We start from the raw sequence: 16,061 nt of genomic DNA, 5'->3' as shown, positions 1-16,061 counted from the left end.
GGTTTAAAGTTGTTTTAATACCTCAATTAATTTTTTATTTTCTTGTTCTGTTCCTACTGTAAAGCGCAAAGTATTTTCGCAAAGTGCTTGTGTAGTTCTATTCCGAATTACAATTCCTTTGGCAATTAATTCAGCGTATCTTTTATTAGCATCATCCACTTTTACTAAGATAAAATTAGCTTCTGTAGGATATGTTTTTTGAACAAATTTTATATCAAGTAATACTTTAAGTAATTCTTCTCTTTGCTCTATTATTGATACTATTTCATAATTTATTTTGTCTTTATTTTCTAATCGTTCTAAAGCTCTTTTTTGAGTAAGTTCGTTTACATTATATGGTGGTTTTATTTTATTCAAAACCGAAATTACTGTTGCAGAACCGTAACAAACTCCCAAGCGGATTCCAGCTAAACCATATGCTTTTGAAAGCGTTTGGGTAATGATCAAATTAGGATATTCATCTAATTCACTAATCCAACTGTCCTTTTTAGAAAAATCAATATAAGCTTCATCAATAACCACCAACCCTTTAAAGTTTTGCAAAAGATAGGCTACACTCTCATCCGAAAACGAATTTCCAGTTGGATTATTTGGCGAACATAAAAAAATCATTTTGGTATTGGCGTCAACAGCCTCCATAATTTTTTCAATTTGCGGTTGAAAATCTTCAGTTAAAAGTACTTCTCGATTTTCGACTGCGTTCAAATTGGCTAAAACACCATACATTCCGTACGTTGGTGGCAATGTAATTACATTATCTATTTTTGGTTCACAAAATGCTCTAAAAAGTAAATCAAGTACTTCGTCGCTTCCGTTTCCTAATAAAATCTGATTTGATTTGACAACTTTTTGCTTTGCCAAAACCGCTTTTACATTTATTTGATGTGGATCTGGATATCTATTTACGCCATTTTCAAACGGATTTTCATTGGCATCCAAAAATATCATTTCGGCTGTGTCAAAATCCTCAAATTCGTCTCTAGCAGAAGAATAGGGTTTCATGTTTTTTACATTATCCCGAATCAAATTATTTATATCAAAACTATTTTCCATCTTCAATTGCTTTTAATCGTAATGTAACTGCATTTTTGTGTGCTTGTAAACCTTCGGCTTCAGCCATAATTTCTATAGCTTTACCAATATTTAGAATCCCTTTCTCAGAAATTTTTTGGAACGTCATTGCTTTTGTAAAACTATCTAGATTTACACCACTATAGTTTTTTGCATAACCATTGGTTGGTAAGGTATGATTGGTACCCGAAGCATAATCTCCTGCGCTCTCCGGTGTATAATTTCCTATAAAAACAGAACCTGCATTTTCTATTTCGTCAATATAAAAATCATCGTTGGCAGTACATACAATAAAGTGTTCCGGTCCGTATTCGTTTATTAAATCCAAAGCGATGGTATCATTTTCGACAAAAATTAATTTGGAGTTGGCGATAGCTTTTTCGGCAATTTCTTTTCGTGGTAATTGCTCTATTTGAAGTTGAATTTCCTCTTCAACGGCGTCAATCAGTTTTTTAGAGGTTGAAACTAAAATAACCTGACTGTCTGCTCCGTGTTCTGCTTGCGATAGTAAATCGGATGCTACGAAAGCGGGAACCGCAGTATCATCAGCCACAATCAATAATTCTGACGGGCCTGCTGGCATATCGATTGCCACGCCAAATTGTGTAGCCAACTGTTTTGCAACGGTTACAAATTGATTTCCTGGACCAAATATTTTATATACTTTGGGAATCGTTTCTGTACCAAATGTTAATCCTGCGATAGCCTGAATACCTCCTACCTTTAAGATCTTTGTAACTCCGCATAAATTTGCTGCAAACAAGATGGCAGGATTTATGTTTCCGTTTTTATCTGGTGGAGAGCATAAAACAATCTCTTTACAACCTGCAATTTTAGCAGGAACTGCAAGCATCAGTACCGTTGAAAACAAGGGCGCTGTTCCTCCGGGAATATATAAACCTACTTTTTGAATCGGTCTTTTTTCTTGCCAGCAATTTACGCCTTCGATCGTTTCGACAGCAACGCGTTCTGTTTTTTGAGCCTTGTGAAATTTGGTTATATTTTCTTTTGCTAATGCAATGGCTGTTTTTAAATCATCTGAAACAATTGCAACAGCAGCATCAATCTCCTCTTTTGAAACTTCGATTGTGTCAACTGCAACTCCATCAAAAAGAGACGTATATTTGGCGACAGCCTCATCCCCTTTTTTTTGAACTTCCTTGAAAATTTCTTTTACAGTAGCTTCAATATTATCTACCGTTTTGGTAGGTCTTTCTAAAATACTGAACCACGTTTCTGGTTTTGGATTGTATATTTTGTTCATTGTATTGTTTTTAACCGCAAAGTTCACAAAGGTTTTCGCAAAGTTCGCAATGAATTTTTTACTAAAATAAGTTATACTTTTAAGTTCTTACAGCACCATTTTCTCAATTGGGCATACTAAAATCCCCTCGGCTCCAGCCTCTTTCAACTGATCGATAACATCCCAAAAGGTATCTTTATCAATTACAGAGTGAACACTGCTCCAACCTTCTTGTGCCAATGGTAAAACGGTTAAGCTGCGTAAAACTGGAAGAATTTTACCAACTGCTTCAATCTTATCATTAGGAACGTTCATCAAAATGTATTTTGATTTTCTAGCTCTTAAAACCGACTCGATTCTGAATTTTAACGTGTCTATAATTTTTTGAGATTCGGGACTTACTTTTGGCGAAACAGCCAAAACCGCTTCACTTTTAAAAATAACTTCCACTTCTTTTAAATTATTTTTAAACAAGGTACTTCCGCTAGATACAATATCTACAATAGCATCAGCAAGACCGATGTTTGGGGCAATTTCTACCGAACCTGAAATTTGGTGAATGTCAACCGTAACGCCTTTTGAATTAAAGAAATCCAGTACCGTTTTAGGATAGGATGTAGCTATGCGCATTCCGTCAAGATCCTTTACAGAGTTGTACTCAAATGCTTTAGGTACAGCAACAGATACTTTGCATTTTGAAAAACCTAATTTTTGAATAACCTCAATATTTCCGCCTTTTTCAACCAATAAATTATCACCAACGATAGCAATATCTACTACGCCATCCATCAAATATTGTGGAATATCTGAATTTCTTAAATAGAGAACTTCAAGTGGAAAGTTAGATGCTTCGGCTTTTAATTGGTCTATTCCGTTATCAATTGAGATACCAGCATCTTTTAGAATTTGAATGCTGTCTTCGTTTAAACGACCTGATTTTTGAATTGCAATTTTTAATGTACTCATTTTTTGTTTTTTTTAGAATGATAATGTTTGAGTACAATTTGAGGTAATAAAAAACCCGTTTGATGTACTCAAACGGGTTTTTAAATATGATGATTTACATACATACCATTAACACATCGCTTGAGAGCAATAATGAAAATGATGATGATGTAATTGTATTGTAAACATTTTATGTTTTTTAAATTTGATGCAAAGATAAAGGATTAATTATTTATAATCCAATTCTAAATATAACTTATTTCTTAAAAATTGTGAATTTTAATTGTTTTCACTTTTAATTTCAGAATTTCTTGGAGATGTTTCCTCTGCACTGCCCGTCGTCTTTAAATAATTTTCTCTAATTTCTGTATGGCGAATTTCTCCTCCGGAAGTTCCTACCAATATGGACACATAAACTGCTGGAATTGCAATAATAATTGCTACCACAGAAATAAATTTTGCCTTGGCATGATTTTTTATATTTAGAATTATTCCTAAAACAGAAATAGCGCCTAGTAAATACAATACTATTGCTAATTTCTCTGCTAATTCCTCATGTTCGTGAATAATTGCTTTTCCTATTCCAGGGAAATCTTCCACCATTTCCTCCGCTCCTTCGCCAGTAAACATACTAAAAAAGCCAAAAATAGCTGAAATTACAAATAATACATAAGCTGTATTTTGTACGGATTTGTTCTTGAGAACTAAGCTAGCGATTAAAATTCCGAGTCCAAGGATTGTTCCACAAATAGGGAAATGGTTTACAAATAAGTGTACGTGTGCGTCATTCATTATTTTAAAGTTTTAGTTATTATTTAGTATTGATTTAAATTCGAAAAATATTATCCTGCCAAAGAAACGCCTATCCAAGAGCCAATTCCATACGTAATTGCGGCGGCGACCAATCCAAAAGAGACTTGTCTAAATCCAGAAAATAAAATACTTTTTCCTGTTAGTAAAGTGATAGCGGCTCCTATCCCAAAAAGTCCCACAACACTGCTTCCGACACTTAACAAAACAGCATCTTTTCCATCTAAAAACATAAAAGGATATAATGGAATAATCGCTCCGATAGCAAAAAGTACGAACGATGCTGCTGCTGCTTCCCATGCTGATCCGCCTAATTCTTCTTTGTCAATTCCTAATTCCTCTGTGATGATGGCATCAATTGCAGTTTGCGGATTTTCAAAAGCTTTATCTGCCAATTTTTGTGCTTCAAAAGCGTTCATTCCTTTGGCTTGATACAATAAAACCAATTCTTTTTTCTCTTCTTCGGGAGAAGCTTCCAATTCTTCTGTTTCTAAATCAATTTGGCGTTGGTTTAATTCTCGAGAACTTTGCACCGAAAGCCATTCACCTAATGCCATTGATATAGCACCTGCCAGAAGTCCTGCAATTCCGGTCAACAATATTGTATCATTAGAAACGGCTGCTCCTGCAACTCCCATGACCAAACTCATATTAGAAACCAATCCATCATTAGAACCCAAAACTGCCGCTCGCAAGGCATTACCTCCTACGGATTTATGCCTACTTTCAAATTTAGACAACAACCCTCCAGAAACATTTAGAGCCGCATTATTACTTACAGCCTCAATAATATTTAGGTGATTGTGTTCAAAACCGGTTGGTTTTTCACCCGTTTTAATTTTGTTTCGAACCGTGTTTTCGGCAAACTGTTTTTCTATTGAAGATAAGGAACTAATTATGGAACTGTATCCAAAAATTTTACCCAACTTCAATTGAAATTTTGCTCTACTAGAGGCCAAAGGCATATTGAACTGCGGTTCGATTGTATGAACTTTATCTAACATGTGTTTCGCATGTCCCTTCTCGATTTCGCCCAAACTTAGTAATACTCTCGAAAGATTTTCATCAGATTGAATGGCAGCAATGCTATCATACAAAAAGGCGGTATCAACCTCTGTTTGCAACTGATCTTTAAGTTTATTTAAGTCCATTTTGTCTTATTTACTTTTTCAAATTAATAATTTTACATATCACTATTTTTGCATGATTCATTGTACTAATGTAAAGATTTTCATTTAAAACTATTCTGTTTAGATTATAAATCTAACAGTTATTCCTCTAAATTTTTCATTTTCATCAAAAGTGAATAAGACCCTTTTACAACAATATTTAAGTCATTTAAATCTTGATTCGAATCAACTACTACATATCCATTTTCTGATGTTCCGGTTGTAACTTCTTTCATTTCAAAGAGCTTGTTTCCCCTGTCAATAAAGATATAATTCTTGTTTTCATAATTTACAATAGCTTCTGAAGGCAACACATTTGATTGCTGGCTGTTTAATTCAATTTCGGCATTCATATACATTCCAGGCAATAGTGTTTTATCGTATTTAGTAAAATGGCAATGCATTTCTGTGCTTTTGTTTTCTGAAAAATCTTTTCCGATAAGAATGATTTTGCCATAATGTTTTTTCTCCGGATCAGTGTTCGTGTAAGCAACTACGGATAGACCGATAACCATTTTATTAATATCTTTTTCGAATACGGTTAGTGCCAAATGAATATCGGAGGGATTTACAATTTCAAACAAGATATCACTTGGAGTTACATATTTTCCAATATTTACGTTTACTTTAGACACATAACCGCTTATTGGTGAATACACATTGATACTTTTTGAAATGGTTTTTGTCGATACTTTATTTGGATTTATCCCTGCGAATTTTAATTTCTCTCCATAAGATTGCACCATTACCGATAGTGAATTGTATTCTGATTGTGCAAGTTGATATACTTTATCGCTGCTGGCCTTGCTCCTATTGAGTTCTTTTTGTCTTTCGAATTCAGATTTAGCATACCCAATTTTTGCTTTTGCCAAAAGGTAATCTTCCTGCAATTGAATGTATTGTTGGTCTTCAACAACGCATAAAACTTGTCCTTTGGTCACATACATTCCCTCTAAAAGTTTAGTGTATTTTAAATATCCTCCCATTGGAACACTTATAGACACTAAATTTTGAGGTGGAACATCTATTTTTCCATTTAATTTTAATAGTGATGAAATCTGTTTTTGCTCGATTTTCCCTGTTTCAATACCAGCATTTTTTATTTGTGCATCAGTAAGTGTTGTTGTGTTTTCAATAGCAGGAGTAGCTTCTCCCGAAGCTTCGGGATCGTTTTCTGTTTTTTTATTACCACACGAGTACAGAAAAAACAACCCTATTAAAGTAATGACTGTATTTTTCATTTATTTTGATATTAAATTTTCTAATTTGAGAATTGTTTCATTGAATTTTCTAACTGTTTCAATATAGTTACTTTGAATTTCTGTATTTTGATTGATCAGCATTACCCATTCTAAATAATTGATGTCACCATTGATGAATTTATCATTAGCGGCTTTAGTTACCAAATCTACATTCTTTAACGCCTTACTTTCGAAATAAGCAATAGTTTCTTCGTGTTTTTTTGCATTTTGAATGAATTCGTTATACTGACTTTGTAACTTTATTTTTTCATTAATCAAATTATTTTCTGCAATTTGACTGTTGATTTCCAATGCTTTTTGTTTGTTTTTTATGTTTGAATTGAAAAGCGGTAGCGCCACTCCTAATTGTCCGTAAACGCCATTATAACTGTCTTGAAAAGACGTTTGTGTTTTGAATGTCTGCCAGTAAACACCACCTATTAATTCGGGTAATTTTTTTGATTTTTCAAGTGAAATTTGCGCTTTGTTACTGTTTGCTTCTTGCTCAAGTAATTTTATACTGGGTTGATTGTCTATACCATTTTCATCAAAATTTTTAGCAAAATCCATTTTGAATGTATCTGAAACCGGGATAAAGTCTTTATCTGTATTAAGGATATATTTAAATTGCAACTTTGTCATTTTATAATCACTTTGTAATTCTAGAAGTTGCATTTTTATTTGCCCTGATTGATTTTCGGCAGTTGCTTTTTCTAATATATTGCTTTCTCCCTTATCAAATCTAAGAGTTGATTTTCTTAAAAATTCAACATAAATAATATCACTTTTTTGTAATAATTTTTCTTTTTCTTTGAGATAAATCATTTCATAAAACAGCGTAGTTACTTGTCTGCTTAATTCTTTTTTCTGTAAAGCTTCGTTCCATTCGCCCATTTTTGCTTCTTCAATTAGCAGTTGTTTCTGCCTTTTGTAAACTGTTGGAAACTTAATTGTTTGCGAAACACCAATTTTTAAATCATTTAGATTACTGTTAAACTGACCGTACTCGCCAATAATTCCTGTATTGGTAATATCGTAGCCCGTCTTAGTCATCTGTTGCAAATATTCAGAATTTAGTTTTGCATTTTTAATTTTTATATTGTTTGAAATAGCAGTTTCAATGGCTTTCTCAATTGAAATTTTTTCCTGAGCATCTGCGTTTTGAAAAGAAAAAAACAGTCCCAATACAAGTATTGTTGTAATTGATTTCATCTTTTTCGGTTTTAATTGAATTCCTTTTTCAAACATGATATATAAAATTGGTAAAACAAATAAAGTTAAGAATGTGGCCACCAATAATCCTCCGATCACAACAGTTGCCAATGGTTTTTGTACTTCGGCTCCAGATCCGTTACTTAATGCCATGGGTAAAAAACCTAATGAGGCAACAAATGCAGTCATTAAAACTGGGCGTAAACGAATTTTAGTCCCTTGTAAAACAATCGCTTTTAAATCGGTTTCGCCTGATTTGCGAATACTATTAAATTCTGCAATCAATACCAAACCATTCAGAACTGCTACACCAAATAAGGCTATAAAACCAACTCCTGCACTGATGCTAAAAGGCATTCCACGCAACGCTAAAAAGAAAATACCTCCAATTGCCGAAAGTGGAATTGCAGAATAAATCAATAGACCTTGTTTTACGGAATTGAATGCAAAATAGAGCAAAATAAATATTAATAATAAGGAAACCGGAACAGCAATCATCAAACGGTTTTTGGCTTCGTTTAAGTTTTCAAAAGCACCGCCATACGTAGGGTAGTAACCTGCAGGAAATTTAATCTTAGATTCTACTTTTCCTTGTAATTCTTTTACAATACTTTGTACATCTCTGCCACGAACATTAAAACCAACCACAATTCTACGTTTGGCGTCTTCTCTTTGTATTTGATTCGGACCTTCAGTAATTTCAACTTTTGCCAATTGGGATAGCGGAATTTGCAAACCATTTGGTGTTGGAATTAATAAATTTTGAACATCAGCCAAATCCTGACGTTTTTCGCCCACTAAACGAACCACTAAATCAAATCGTTTTTCGCCTTCGTATACGACACCGGTGCTTTGTCCTGCAAATGCAGTGTTTACTATTCGATTAATATCCTGAATATTCAATCCGTATTGCGCAATAGCCGCTCGATTGTAGTCAATTACTACTTGAGGCATTCCAGTAACACTTTCAATATAAAGGTCAGATGTACCCTCGACTGTATTTACAATTTTACCTAATTTATTGGCATATAAAGCGAGTGTATCTAAGTTTTCTCCAAATATTTTACACACAACATCTTGTCTTGCGCCAGTCATTAATTCATTAAAACGCATTTGTACCGGATATTGAAAACCATAGGAGACACCGGGAACTGCTTCTAGTTCTTTTGCCATTTTTTCTGATAATTCATCAAAAGTTTTGGCAGATGTCCATTCCCTTTTATCCTTTAAAATAATCATCATATCGCTGGCATCAATCGGCATTGGATCTGTAGGTACTTCGCTGCTTCCTGTTTTACCTACAATTTTCTCTACTTCGGGAAATTTTTCTAGTAGTATTTTTGCCCCTTGGGAAATGGCTGTCATAGAAGTTTGCAAATTACTTCCCGGTAAAACCCTTGTTTCTACAGCAAAATCGCCTTCTTCTAATGATGGCATAAATTCGCCGCCCATAAACGAAAGTGTAATCAGTGCTAAAACAAATAATCCCAAAGTTGCAGCAATAATTGTTCGTGGAATTCCCAATGCTTTATTTAAAAGAGGTTGGTAGAAATTTTCTAATTTCTCCATCATTCTATCTGAAAAAGTTTTTTTATGCGTTATGTTTTTATTCAAAAATAAAGCAGTCATCATGGGAACATAAGTCAGCGACAATATAAAAGCACCAAATAATGCAAATGCAATGGTTTGTGCCATTGGCAAAAACATTTTTCCTTCAATACCACGCAAAGTAAAAATTGGAATATATACAATCAAGATAATCAACTCTCCAAAAACAGATACATTACGCATTTTTATTGACGTTTCTAATACGGTATTATCCATTTCTTGCTGTGTAATTTGAGACGTTTTCCTGCTGTGTAAACTAAACAAACAGGCTTCTACAATAATAACGGCACCATCTACAATTAATCCAAAATCTAAAGCTCCTAAACTCATTAAATTACCACTAACACCAAACATATTCATCAATATGACTGCTATTAGCATCGCTAAAGGAATAACTGAGGCAACGATTAATCCAGCTCTCAGGTTTCCTAAAAAGAAGATTAATACAAAAAGTACTATGAGCGCTCCTTCCAATAAGTTTTTTTCTACTGTTGAAATAGAATTATTCACCATTTTTGTTCGGTCTAAAAAGGGTTCAACAACAACACCTTCAGGTAAGGTTTTCTGGATTTGCTCAATACGTTCTTTAATTTTTTTGATAACCACATTACTGTTCGCGCCCTTTAACATCATCACTACAGCACCCGAAACTTCGCCAGATTGCACTCCTTTTTTATTAAAAGTCATTGCTCCGTAACGGATAGCATTCCCAATTCTAACATCAGCTACATCCCTAATAAATAAAGGACCTCCGCTACTGGTGTTCTTAATAGAAATGTCTTTTATATTTTCGATAGAATTAATCAATCCTTCACTTCGGATGTATAACACTTTAGGACCTTTTTCGATATAAGCACCACCCGTATTTTGATTGTTTTTTTCTAATGCAGAAAATACATCCATAATTGAAATATTATACGATTGCAATTTATTAGGGTCAATGGCAATTTCAAATTGTTTCAATTTCCCACCGAAACTGCTAACCTCTGCAACACCTTCTACGCTTAATAATTGACGGCGAACAATCCAATCCTGAATGGTTCTCAATTCGGTTACATCGTATTTTTTCTCGTAACCTGGTTTGGTTCGAACAGCATACTGGTAAATCTCACCAAGTCCAGTCGTTACTGGTGCAAGAAATGGATCGCCAATACCTCTGGGAATTTGGTCTTTAACAGCACTCAGCCTTTCTGTTACTTGCTGTCTTGCCCAATAGACATCAGTAGCATCATTAAAAACAATCGTTACCACTGATAAGCCAAAACGAGAAAAACTTCGGATTTCTTTCAGTCCAGGAATATTACTGTTGGCTTGTTCTATTGGAAACGTAATCAGTCGTTCAATATCAGTGGCACCTAAAGAGGGTGCTGATGTGATAATTTGAACTTGATTATCCGTAATGTCAGGAACCGCATCGATAGGTAATTGGGTAAATTGATAACTCCCATATCCTATCAGGGCTATAATAAAAAGACAAACGATAAGTTTATTTTTTATTGAGAATTCTATGATTTTATTCAGCATAATTTATAAATATTAATTATTTTTCTAAGAATATGCTGTAATACAAATACTCATCAATGTATGTACGAAGATGAACTGTAAAAAAAGCATTGAAATAATTAACACTGTTTTGGTGGTTTCCAAATACATAGTAGAATTCTTGAAGAAAAATAATTTTGTAAAAAAGCTATTTTTTGTGGTTCTTTAAAATAATAGTTCGAAATAAATTTGAATAATTTTATTTCTATGTTTAACGCTAAATTTTGATCAAATGAAAAGTCCGAATAACTATGAAAAGGTAAATCTTGATGGTCGTCGTGTTTCTCATCATGATGTTTGTCCAAATAATGATCTGTTAAAAAATGGATGAAAGTAACATCTTTTTGAATATCAGTGTGCTGAATAAAATGTGAAATCAAAATAGGAAATCGTAAGCTATCCTCAACAACAAAAGGAACCGTTAGTTGTAGGCAAATAATTAAAGTTACTATGTTTTTTATAAAATTCACAAAACAAATATAAGTCCTTTTTTTATTTTATTTTAAATGATGTACTATCCTAAACCTAGACGCATTCGGTTCCTTTTTTTAAAGAAAATTAAATAATCTAGGTGGCTTTTGTAAAATAGTATATGCATAATTTCAGGATTAAGCAGATGTAATTAATTAAGGAATAAAAGTAAAGTTTTAAGATAAGTATTCCCTTAAGAACTACTTAAGGTGTGCTTTAAATAATCTTAAAATAATGGTTGTTCCTTTGTTTTCTTGACTGGTAATAGCAATATCAATGTTTAGTAAAGTACAGAATCTTTTTACAATAGAAAGTCCTAATCCGGTCCCTTTAATTTCGGGATGGCTATTCGATTGGGATCGGTAAAATTGGTTAAAGATTTTATCAACATCTTCGGCTGCAATCCCGATGCCCGTATCGCTAATATGGCATTCAATTACTGAATCGATTTCTTTCAATACGATAGTCAAGTTTCCGTTTTCATGCGAATATTTTAAAGCGTTTGATATTAAATTATTTATTACAATCGAAAACAAATACCCATCTGTTTCTATATAATGTTCTGCCGAAAAATTGGTACTAATATTGATTTTCTTACTTTGAATGATTGCTGAAAATCGAGATATAGTATCTAAAAATAAGGCGTTTAAATATACTTTTTCTGTTTTGATCGTATGTTTTTGATTTTCAAAACGAGCTAACAGTAACAATTGATCTACTAAGCTATTCAAGCGGTTTACTTCGTTGACACAAAAGATTATTTTCTCGTTATATTCAGCGTGTTCTCTCGGTTTTCTAATCAATACTTCGAGCGTACCTTTAATCACCGTTAAGGGAGTTCTGAGTTCATGAGATGCATCAGAGGTGAATTGTTTTTCTCGTTCCACCGTGGTTTCAATACGATCTAATAAATGATTTATTGTTTGAGACAAAACGTACAATTCATCCTGCTGCAGAGGTAGTGCAATGCGCGAAGTAAGGTTGTCTTTTGTAATATCATTGGATGTATTTATAATTGAAGAAATGGGCTTTATAAAACGACCTGCAATAAAACGAGCTAGAAAAAAGAGTACAATTAAAATTATTGGATAGCTAATAATCAATACTTCAGATATATTATCGAGTACCATCGTAGCATCTTCAAGTGACATAGCAACGATCAGATAACCAATAACCTTAGATTTATCGTAAATGGGAACCTGCATTTGCCTGATGGCACTATTGGCTAGAACATCGTCATAAAGTACATTTGAAACATGCTTAGGATCAAAAGATAAAGTCTTATTTTTAAGATTTGGTGACTTTTCGATAAGTTTTCCATCTTGATCAATAAACTGAATAAAAACGGGATTCACATCAAGTGTGTTGTGTTCGCGTTCCTTCCATTCCTCTTTGTGAATCAAATGAAATGTATTGTCAACGATTTTAATTTCGGTTAAATGTTTGTCTACCTCGCTTTTGATATCCGTATTGACATGAGTGTTTACACTAAATTTCACAATAGAATATATCATACAAAAAACTACTACAATCAATAAAGCTGTGGTGACAATATAATTGAGAGCAATTCTATTTTTAAATGAAAGTTGGTGCATTTTTATTTAATCATTAGCTATATACCCTACTCCTCGCACGGTTTTTATATTGTCTTGATCTATTTTTAAATTCAGTTTTTTACGAATAGCATTCATAAAAACATCAATCACGCCTGTGTCGTACTCAAAATGAATGTCCCAAACATCTTCAATAATTTGTGTTCTGGTACAAACTTTACCTTTATTTTTAATTAAGTAGGTCAAAAGCTCAAATTCTCGTTGTGTAAAAGCTACTTCAGTTTCATTCACCAAGACGCGATGTTTTGCAATATCAATTGTAACACTCCCCAGCGTAAGGTTTGTAGCTTCACCTTGATTCCTAAAGTGAACTTTAATACGTTCTAATAATTCATCAAAACTAAAAGGTTTTTTGATATAATCGTTGGCTCCTGCTTTCAATCCTTCAATTGTTTCTTGAACCGTATCTCTAGCAGTCAAAAAAATAATTGGGGTAGTATTGTTTTTTAATCGGATGGCTTTACAAAGTTCCAAACCTGTCATTTTGGGCAACATCCAATCTAATAAAACAAGGTCAAAGTTTTCCTTTTGGATTTTCTCAAATGCAAGACTCCCATCAGCAGCGCTGCTCACGGTGTAGCCTTCTTCTTCTAAGCCTTGTTTCAAAAACTGAATAATCCCAGCCTCATCCTCTACAATTAATAAGTGCATGTTTCTTTTTTTGTAAAATTAAGCTTTATTACTCAATGCATTTAAATGCAACCTTTGCAATGTCAGCAGGAAGCATATCAAACAGTTTCTATGAATCAATTCTAGCAAAAACCGCAGATCGTGAACCGTCTTAAGTGAAATAACTTAAAAAAATACCTCCGTCCTTTGATAAAAAGGAATAATAGCAAGCTGTATTTTTCTGTTTATCTCGACTTTAAATTCTTTGTAAAATTATTTATTTTACTGGTTACTAGTTTGTCCAACAGCCATTCTTAAGTTAATATTAATCTTATTACTAACATTAAGCAAATCTTAAAATAATACTACATTAATAAAAGTTACTTTTACGATAAAAAATAAAATATGAAGTTTTTTAAGATAACGGCGCCTTTCAATTATTTACTATTGTTATTTGTCAGTATTAGTTTTATTGTTCGGTTCATTTTATTTTTTCATCCCATTACGCAAACCTCCTTTACTGCTTTCGAGACTTTTTCAATATTCATTTTTGGATTCCTTTCGGATGTTTTAATTTTTGTGCTCTTGAGTTTATTTTTATGGCTTTACCTTCTATTTATATCAAATGCTAAATACTATTCCCCATATGGATACGTAATTCTAGTGCTCTTTGTGGTACTTCTTTGTTACGTAGCTTTTGGCAATACTATTTTGAACGAATATGGTAGCGCGTTACCAAAAATTGCAATTGGTTTTCTTTCTATTAAAACAATCCTTTTTGGCCTTTTACTTTTTCTACCAAAATACCGAAATGCTATTCGGTTTTGGTTGTTTTCTTTTGTTATACTTTTATATGTTTTACTTATTTTGCAAAATGGAATCAGTGAATACTTCTTCTGGAATGAATTTGGTGTACGTTACAATTTTATTGCAGTCAATTATTTAATTTATACTAATGAGGTAATAGGAAACATAATGGAATCCTATCCCGTAATTCCATTGTTTTCGGCTTTGTTTGCATTAGCGGGATTCATTACGTATTTCATTGTCCAAAAATCAAAAAACTATATTGAAAACATTCCTTCTTATATACAAAAAATTAAAATATCAGGAATCTATCTTTTACTTTTTGGTTTTGCATTGCTTGCTTTGCCTTATTTATCAACGAAAGAAAACTCGCGAAATGTATTTGCGAATGAGTTACAAGCCAACGGCATTTATAAATTCTATTTTGCTTTCGTGCACAGCGAATTGGACTACTTCAAGTTTTACAAAACGATACCAACCCAAGTAGCATTTTCTCAGTTAAAGCAACAAATTCCCAATATTACAGACAATAGCTCTTTACGAGACATCCAAAATGTAGCTGCTGAACAACATAAAAATGTTGTTTTAATCACGATTGAAAGTTACAGTGCTGAATTTATGAAAATGTATGGTAATCAAAATGCTATTACTCCTTTTTTAGATAGTTTGGCGACAAAAAGTTTGGTTTTCACCAATCTTTATGCGGCTGGAAATAGAACCGTAAGAGGCCTTGAAGCCGTAACCTTATGCTTTCCTCCTACTGCAGGCGAAAGTGTTGTAAAGCGCGAAGACAATAAAAATAAATTTTCAACAGCGAGCATTTTCAAGAGAAAGGGATATGCTGTTAAATTCATGTACGGAGGCGATGCTTTTTTTGACAATATGGAAGATTTTTTCACAGGCAATGGCTATGATATTGTTGATAAAAAATTATTTGAACCTAATGAAATTACATTTGCAAACATTTGGGGTGTTTGTGACGAGGATATGTATCACAAGGCTATTAAAATAATGAATCAGGAAGCAAAAATAGGTCAACCGTTTTTCAATCACATCATGACAGTAAGTAATCACAGACCTTTTACGTACCCGAATGGTAAAATTGATATTCCTGGCGATGCTAAATCTCGTGATGGTGGAGTGAAGTATACGGATTATGCAATGCGTAAATTTTTTGCAATGGCACAAAAACAACCATGGTTTAGCAACACCGTTTTTGTAATTGTAGCTGATCATTGCGCATCAAGTGCAGGAAAAACAGAATTACCGGTTGATAAATATCGTATTCCAGCCATGATTTACAGTCCTGATTTTATTGCACCCGCTCAATACACAAACCTAATGTCACAAATTGATGTTATGCCTACGGTATTTGGTCTTCTCAATTTTGATTACCAAAGTAAATTTTATGGACAAGACGTCCTAAAAGCAGACTATAAACCAAGAGCTTTGATTGCTACGTATCAAGATTTAGGATTAATAAAAGATAATGTTTTAACCATTATTTCACCAAAACAAAGGGTTAAACAATTTGAGTTGCATTTAAAAACAGATCAAAAAGTAGCTCCAATTTTTCAAATTTATTACGATCAACTTCCACTAACAAAAGAGAGACCTGATCTTGTAAAAGAAACAATTTCCTACTACCAATCGGCATCAGATATGCTTAAGAATAAAAAATACCAAAAAATAAATTAGCATAAAAAAAGCGGGTGAAACA

The 16,061-nt window shown here is 33.2% G+C and carries 11 protein-coding genes; 1 reads left to right on the top strand and 10 read right to left on the bottom strand.

Annotation, left to right across the window (positions count from 1 at the left end; genetic code table 11):
* Nucleotides 1–3: 3 nt before the first annotated feature.
* From hisC to ACNQGO_RS13480, 10 genes are all read right to left on the bottom strand, one after another.
* Nucleotides 4–1,053, bottom strand: a complete 1,050-nt coding sequence (hisC, locus tag ACNQGO_RS13525; RefSeq protein WP_417985586.1) for a histidinol-phosphate transaminase — start codon at nt 1,051–1,053, stop codon at nt 4–6.
* Nucleotides 1,043–2,335: a histidinol dehydrogenase gene (gene hisD, locus ACNQGO_RS13520; RefSeq protein WP_417985585.1), complete on the bottom strand. Its 1,293-nt coding sequence runs from the start codon at nt 2,333–2,335 to the stop codon at nt 1,043–1,045. Before hisD ends, hisC begins: the two co-directional genes overlap by 11 nt.
* A gap of 87 nt (nt 2,336–2,422) precedes the next feature.
* On the bottom strand, nt 2,423–3,280 hold the full coding sequence (gene hisG / locus ACNQGO_RS13515) for an ATP phosphoribosyltransferase (protein WP_417969690.1): 858 nt from the start codon (nt 3,278–3,280) through the stop codon (nt 2,423–2,425).
* 258 nt (nt 3,281–3,538) lie between these two features.
* Entirely contained in the window at nt 3,539–4,051 is a 513-nt protein-coding gene (locus ACNQGO_RS13510) for a hypothetical protein (RefSeq protein ID WP_417985584.1), read from the bottom strand.
* A 50-nt stretch (nt 4,052–4,101) separates the two neighbouring features.
* On the bottom strand, nt 4,102–5,220 hold the full coding sequence (locus ACNQGO_RS13505; protein WP_417985583.1) for a VIT1/CCC1 transporter family protein: 1,119 nt from the start codon (nt 5,218–5,220) through the stop codon (nt 4,102–4,104).
* Nucleotides 5,221–5,339: 119 nt separating this feature from the next.
* Entirely contained in the window at nt 5,340–6,479 is a 1,140-nt protein-coding gene (locus ACNQGO_RS13500) for an efflux RND transporter periplasmic adaptor subunit (protein WP_417985582.1), read from the bottom strand.
* Nucleotides 6,480–10,823 (bottom strand): CusA/CzcA family heavy metal efflux RND transporter, encoded by a 4,344-nt coding sequence (locus tag ACNQGO_RS13495; RefSeq protein ID WP_417985581.1) that lies wholly within the window; start codon nt 10,821–10,823, stop codon nt 6,480–6,482.
* A 98-nt stretch (nt 10,824–10,921) separates the two neighbouring features.
* A complete protein-coding gene (locus ACNQGO_RS13490) occupies nt 10,922–11,311 on the bottom strand; it encodes a hypothetical protein (RefSeq protein ID WP_417985580.1) in 390 nt (129 codons plus the stop codon).
* A 201-nt stretch (nt 11,312–11,512) separates the two neighbouring features.
* Nucleotides 11,513–12,907, bottom strand: coding sequence for a sensor histidine kinase (locus ACNQGO_RS13485; protein ID WP_417977823.1), 1,395 nt, complete (start codon nt 12,905–12,907; stop codon nt 11,513–11,515).
* Between the two features lie 6 nt (nt 12,908–12,913).
* A complete protein-coding gene (locus ACNQGO_RS13480) occupies nt 12,914–13,576 on the bottom strand; it encodes a response regulator transcription factor (RefSeq protein WP_417969675.1) in 663 nt (220 codons plus the stop codon).
* A gap of 363 nt (nt 13,577–13,939) precedes the next feature.
* Between ACNQGO_RS13480 and ACNQGO_RS13475 the strand changes: the two genes are divergently transcribed.
* A complete protein-coding gene (locus tag ACNQGO_RS13475) occupies nt 13,940–16,039 on the top strand; it encodes an LTA synthase family protein (RefSeq protein ID WP_417969673.1) in 2,100 nt (699 codons plus the stop codon).
* Nucleotides 16,040–16,061: the final 22 nt, after the last annotated feature.

Origin of the sequence: Flavobacterium frigidum (assembly GCF_048286735.1) — a bacterium.
Taxonomy (GTDB): Bacteria; Bacteroidota; Bacteroidia; order Flavobacteriales; family Flavobacteriaceae; genus Flavobacterium.
The sequence above is the reverse complement of the archived record's forward strand: the minus strand, read 5'-3'. Positions and strand labels throughout refer to the sequence as shown.

Bases quoted from the DNA above. Each gene is read 5' to 3' on its own strand.
- hisC (WP_417985586.1), bottom strand. From the start codon at position 1,053: ATGGAAAATAGTTTTGATATAAATAATTTGATTCGGGATAATGTAAAA.
- hisD (WP_417985585.1), bottom strand. From the start codon at position 2,335: ATGAACAAAATATACAATCCAAAACCAGAAACGTGGTTCAGTATTTTA.
- hisG (WP_417969690.1), bottom strand. From the start codon at position 3,280: ATGAGTACATTAAAAATTGCAATTCAAAAATCAGGTCGTTTAAACGAA.
- ACNQGO_RS13510 (WP_417985584.1), bottom strand. From the start codon at position 4,051: ATGAATGACGCACACGTACACTTATTTGTAAACCATTTCCCTATTTGT.
- ACNQGO_RS13505 (WP_417985583.1), bottom strand. From the start codon at position 5,220: ATGGACTTAAATAAACTTAAAGATCAGTTGCAAACAGAGGTTGATACC.
- ACNQGO_RS13500 (WP_417985582.1), bottom strand. From the start codon at position 6,479: ATGAAAAATACAGTCATTACTTTAATAGGGTTGTTTTTTCTGTACTCG.
- ACNQGO_RS13495 (WP_417985581.1), bottom strand. From the start codon at position 10,823: ATGCTGAATAAAATCATAGAATTCTCAATAAAAAATAAACTTATCGTT.
- ACNQGO_RS13485 (WP_417977823.1), bottom strand. From the start codon at position 12,907: ATGCACCAACTTTCATTTAAAAATAGAATTGCTCTCAATTATATTGTC.
- ACNQGO_RS13480 (WP_417969675.1), bottom strand. From the start codon at position 13,576: ATGCACTTATTAATTGTAGAGGATGAGGCTGGGATTATTCAGTTTTTG.
- ACNQGO_RS13475 (WP_417969673.1), top strand. From the start codon at position 13,940: ATGAAGTTTTTTAAGATAACGGCGCCTTTCAATTATTTACTATTGTTA.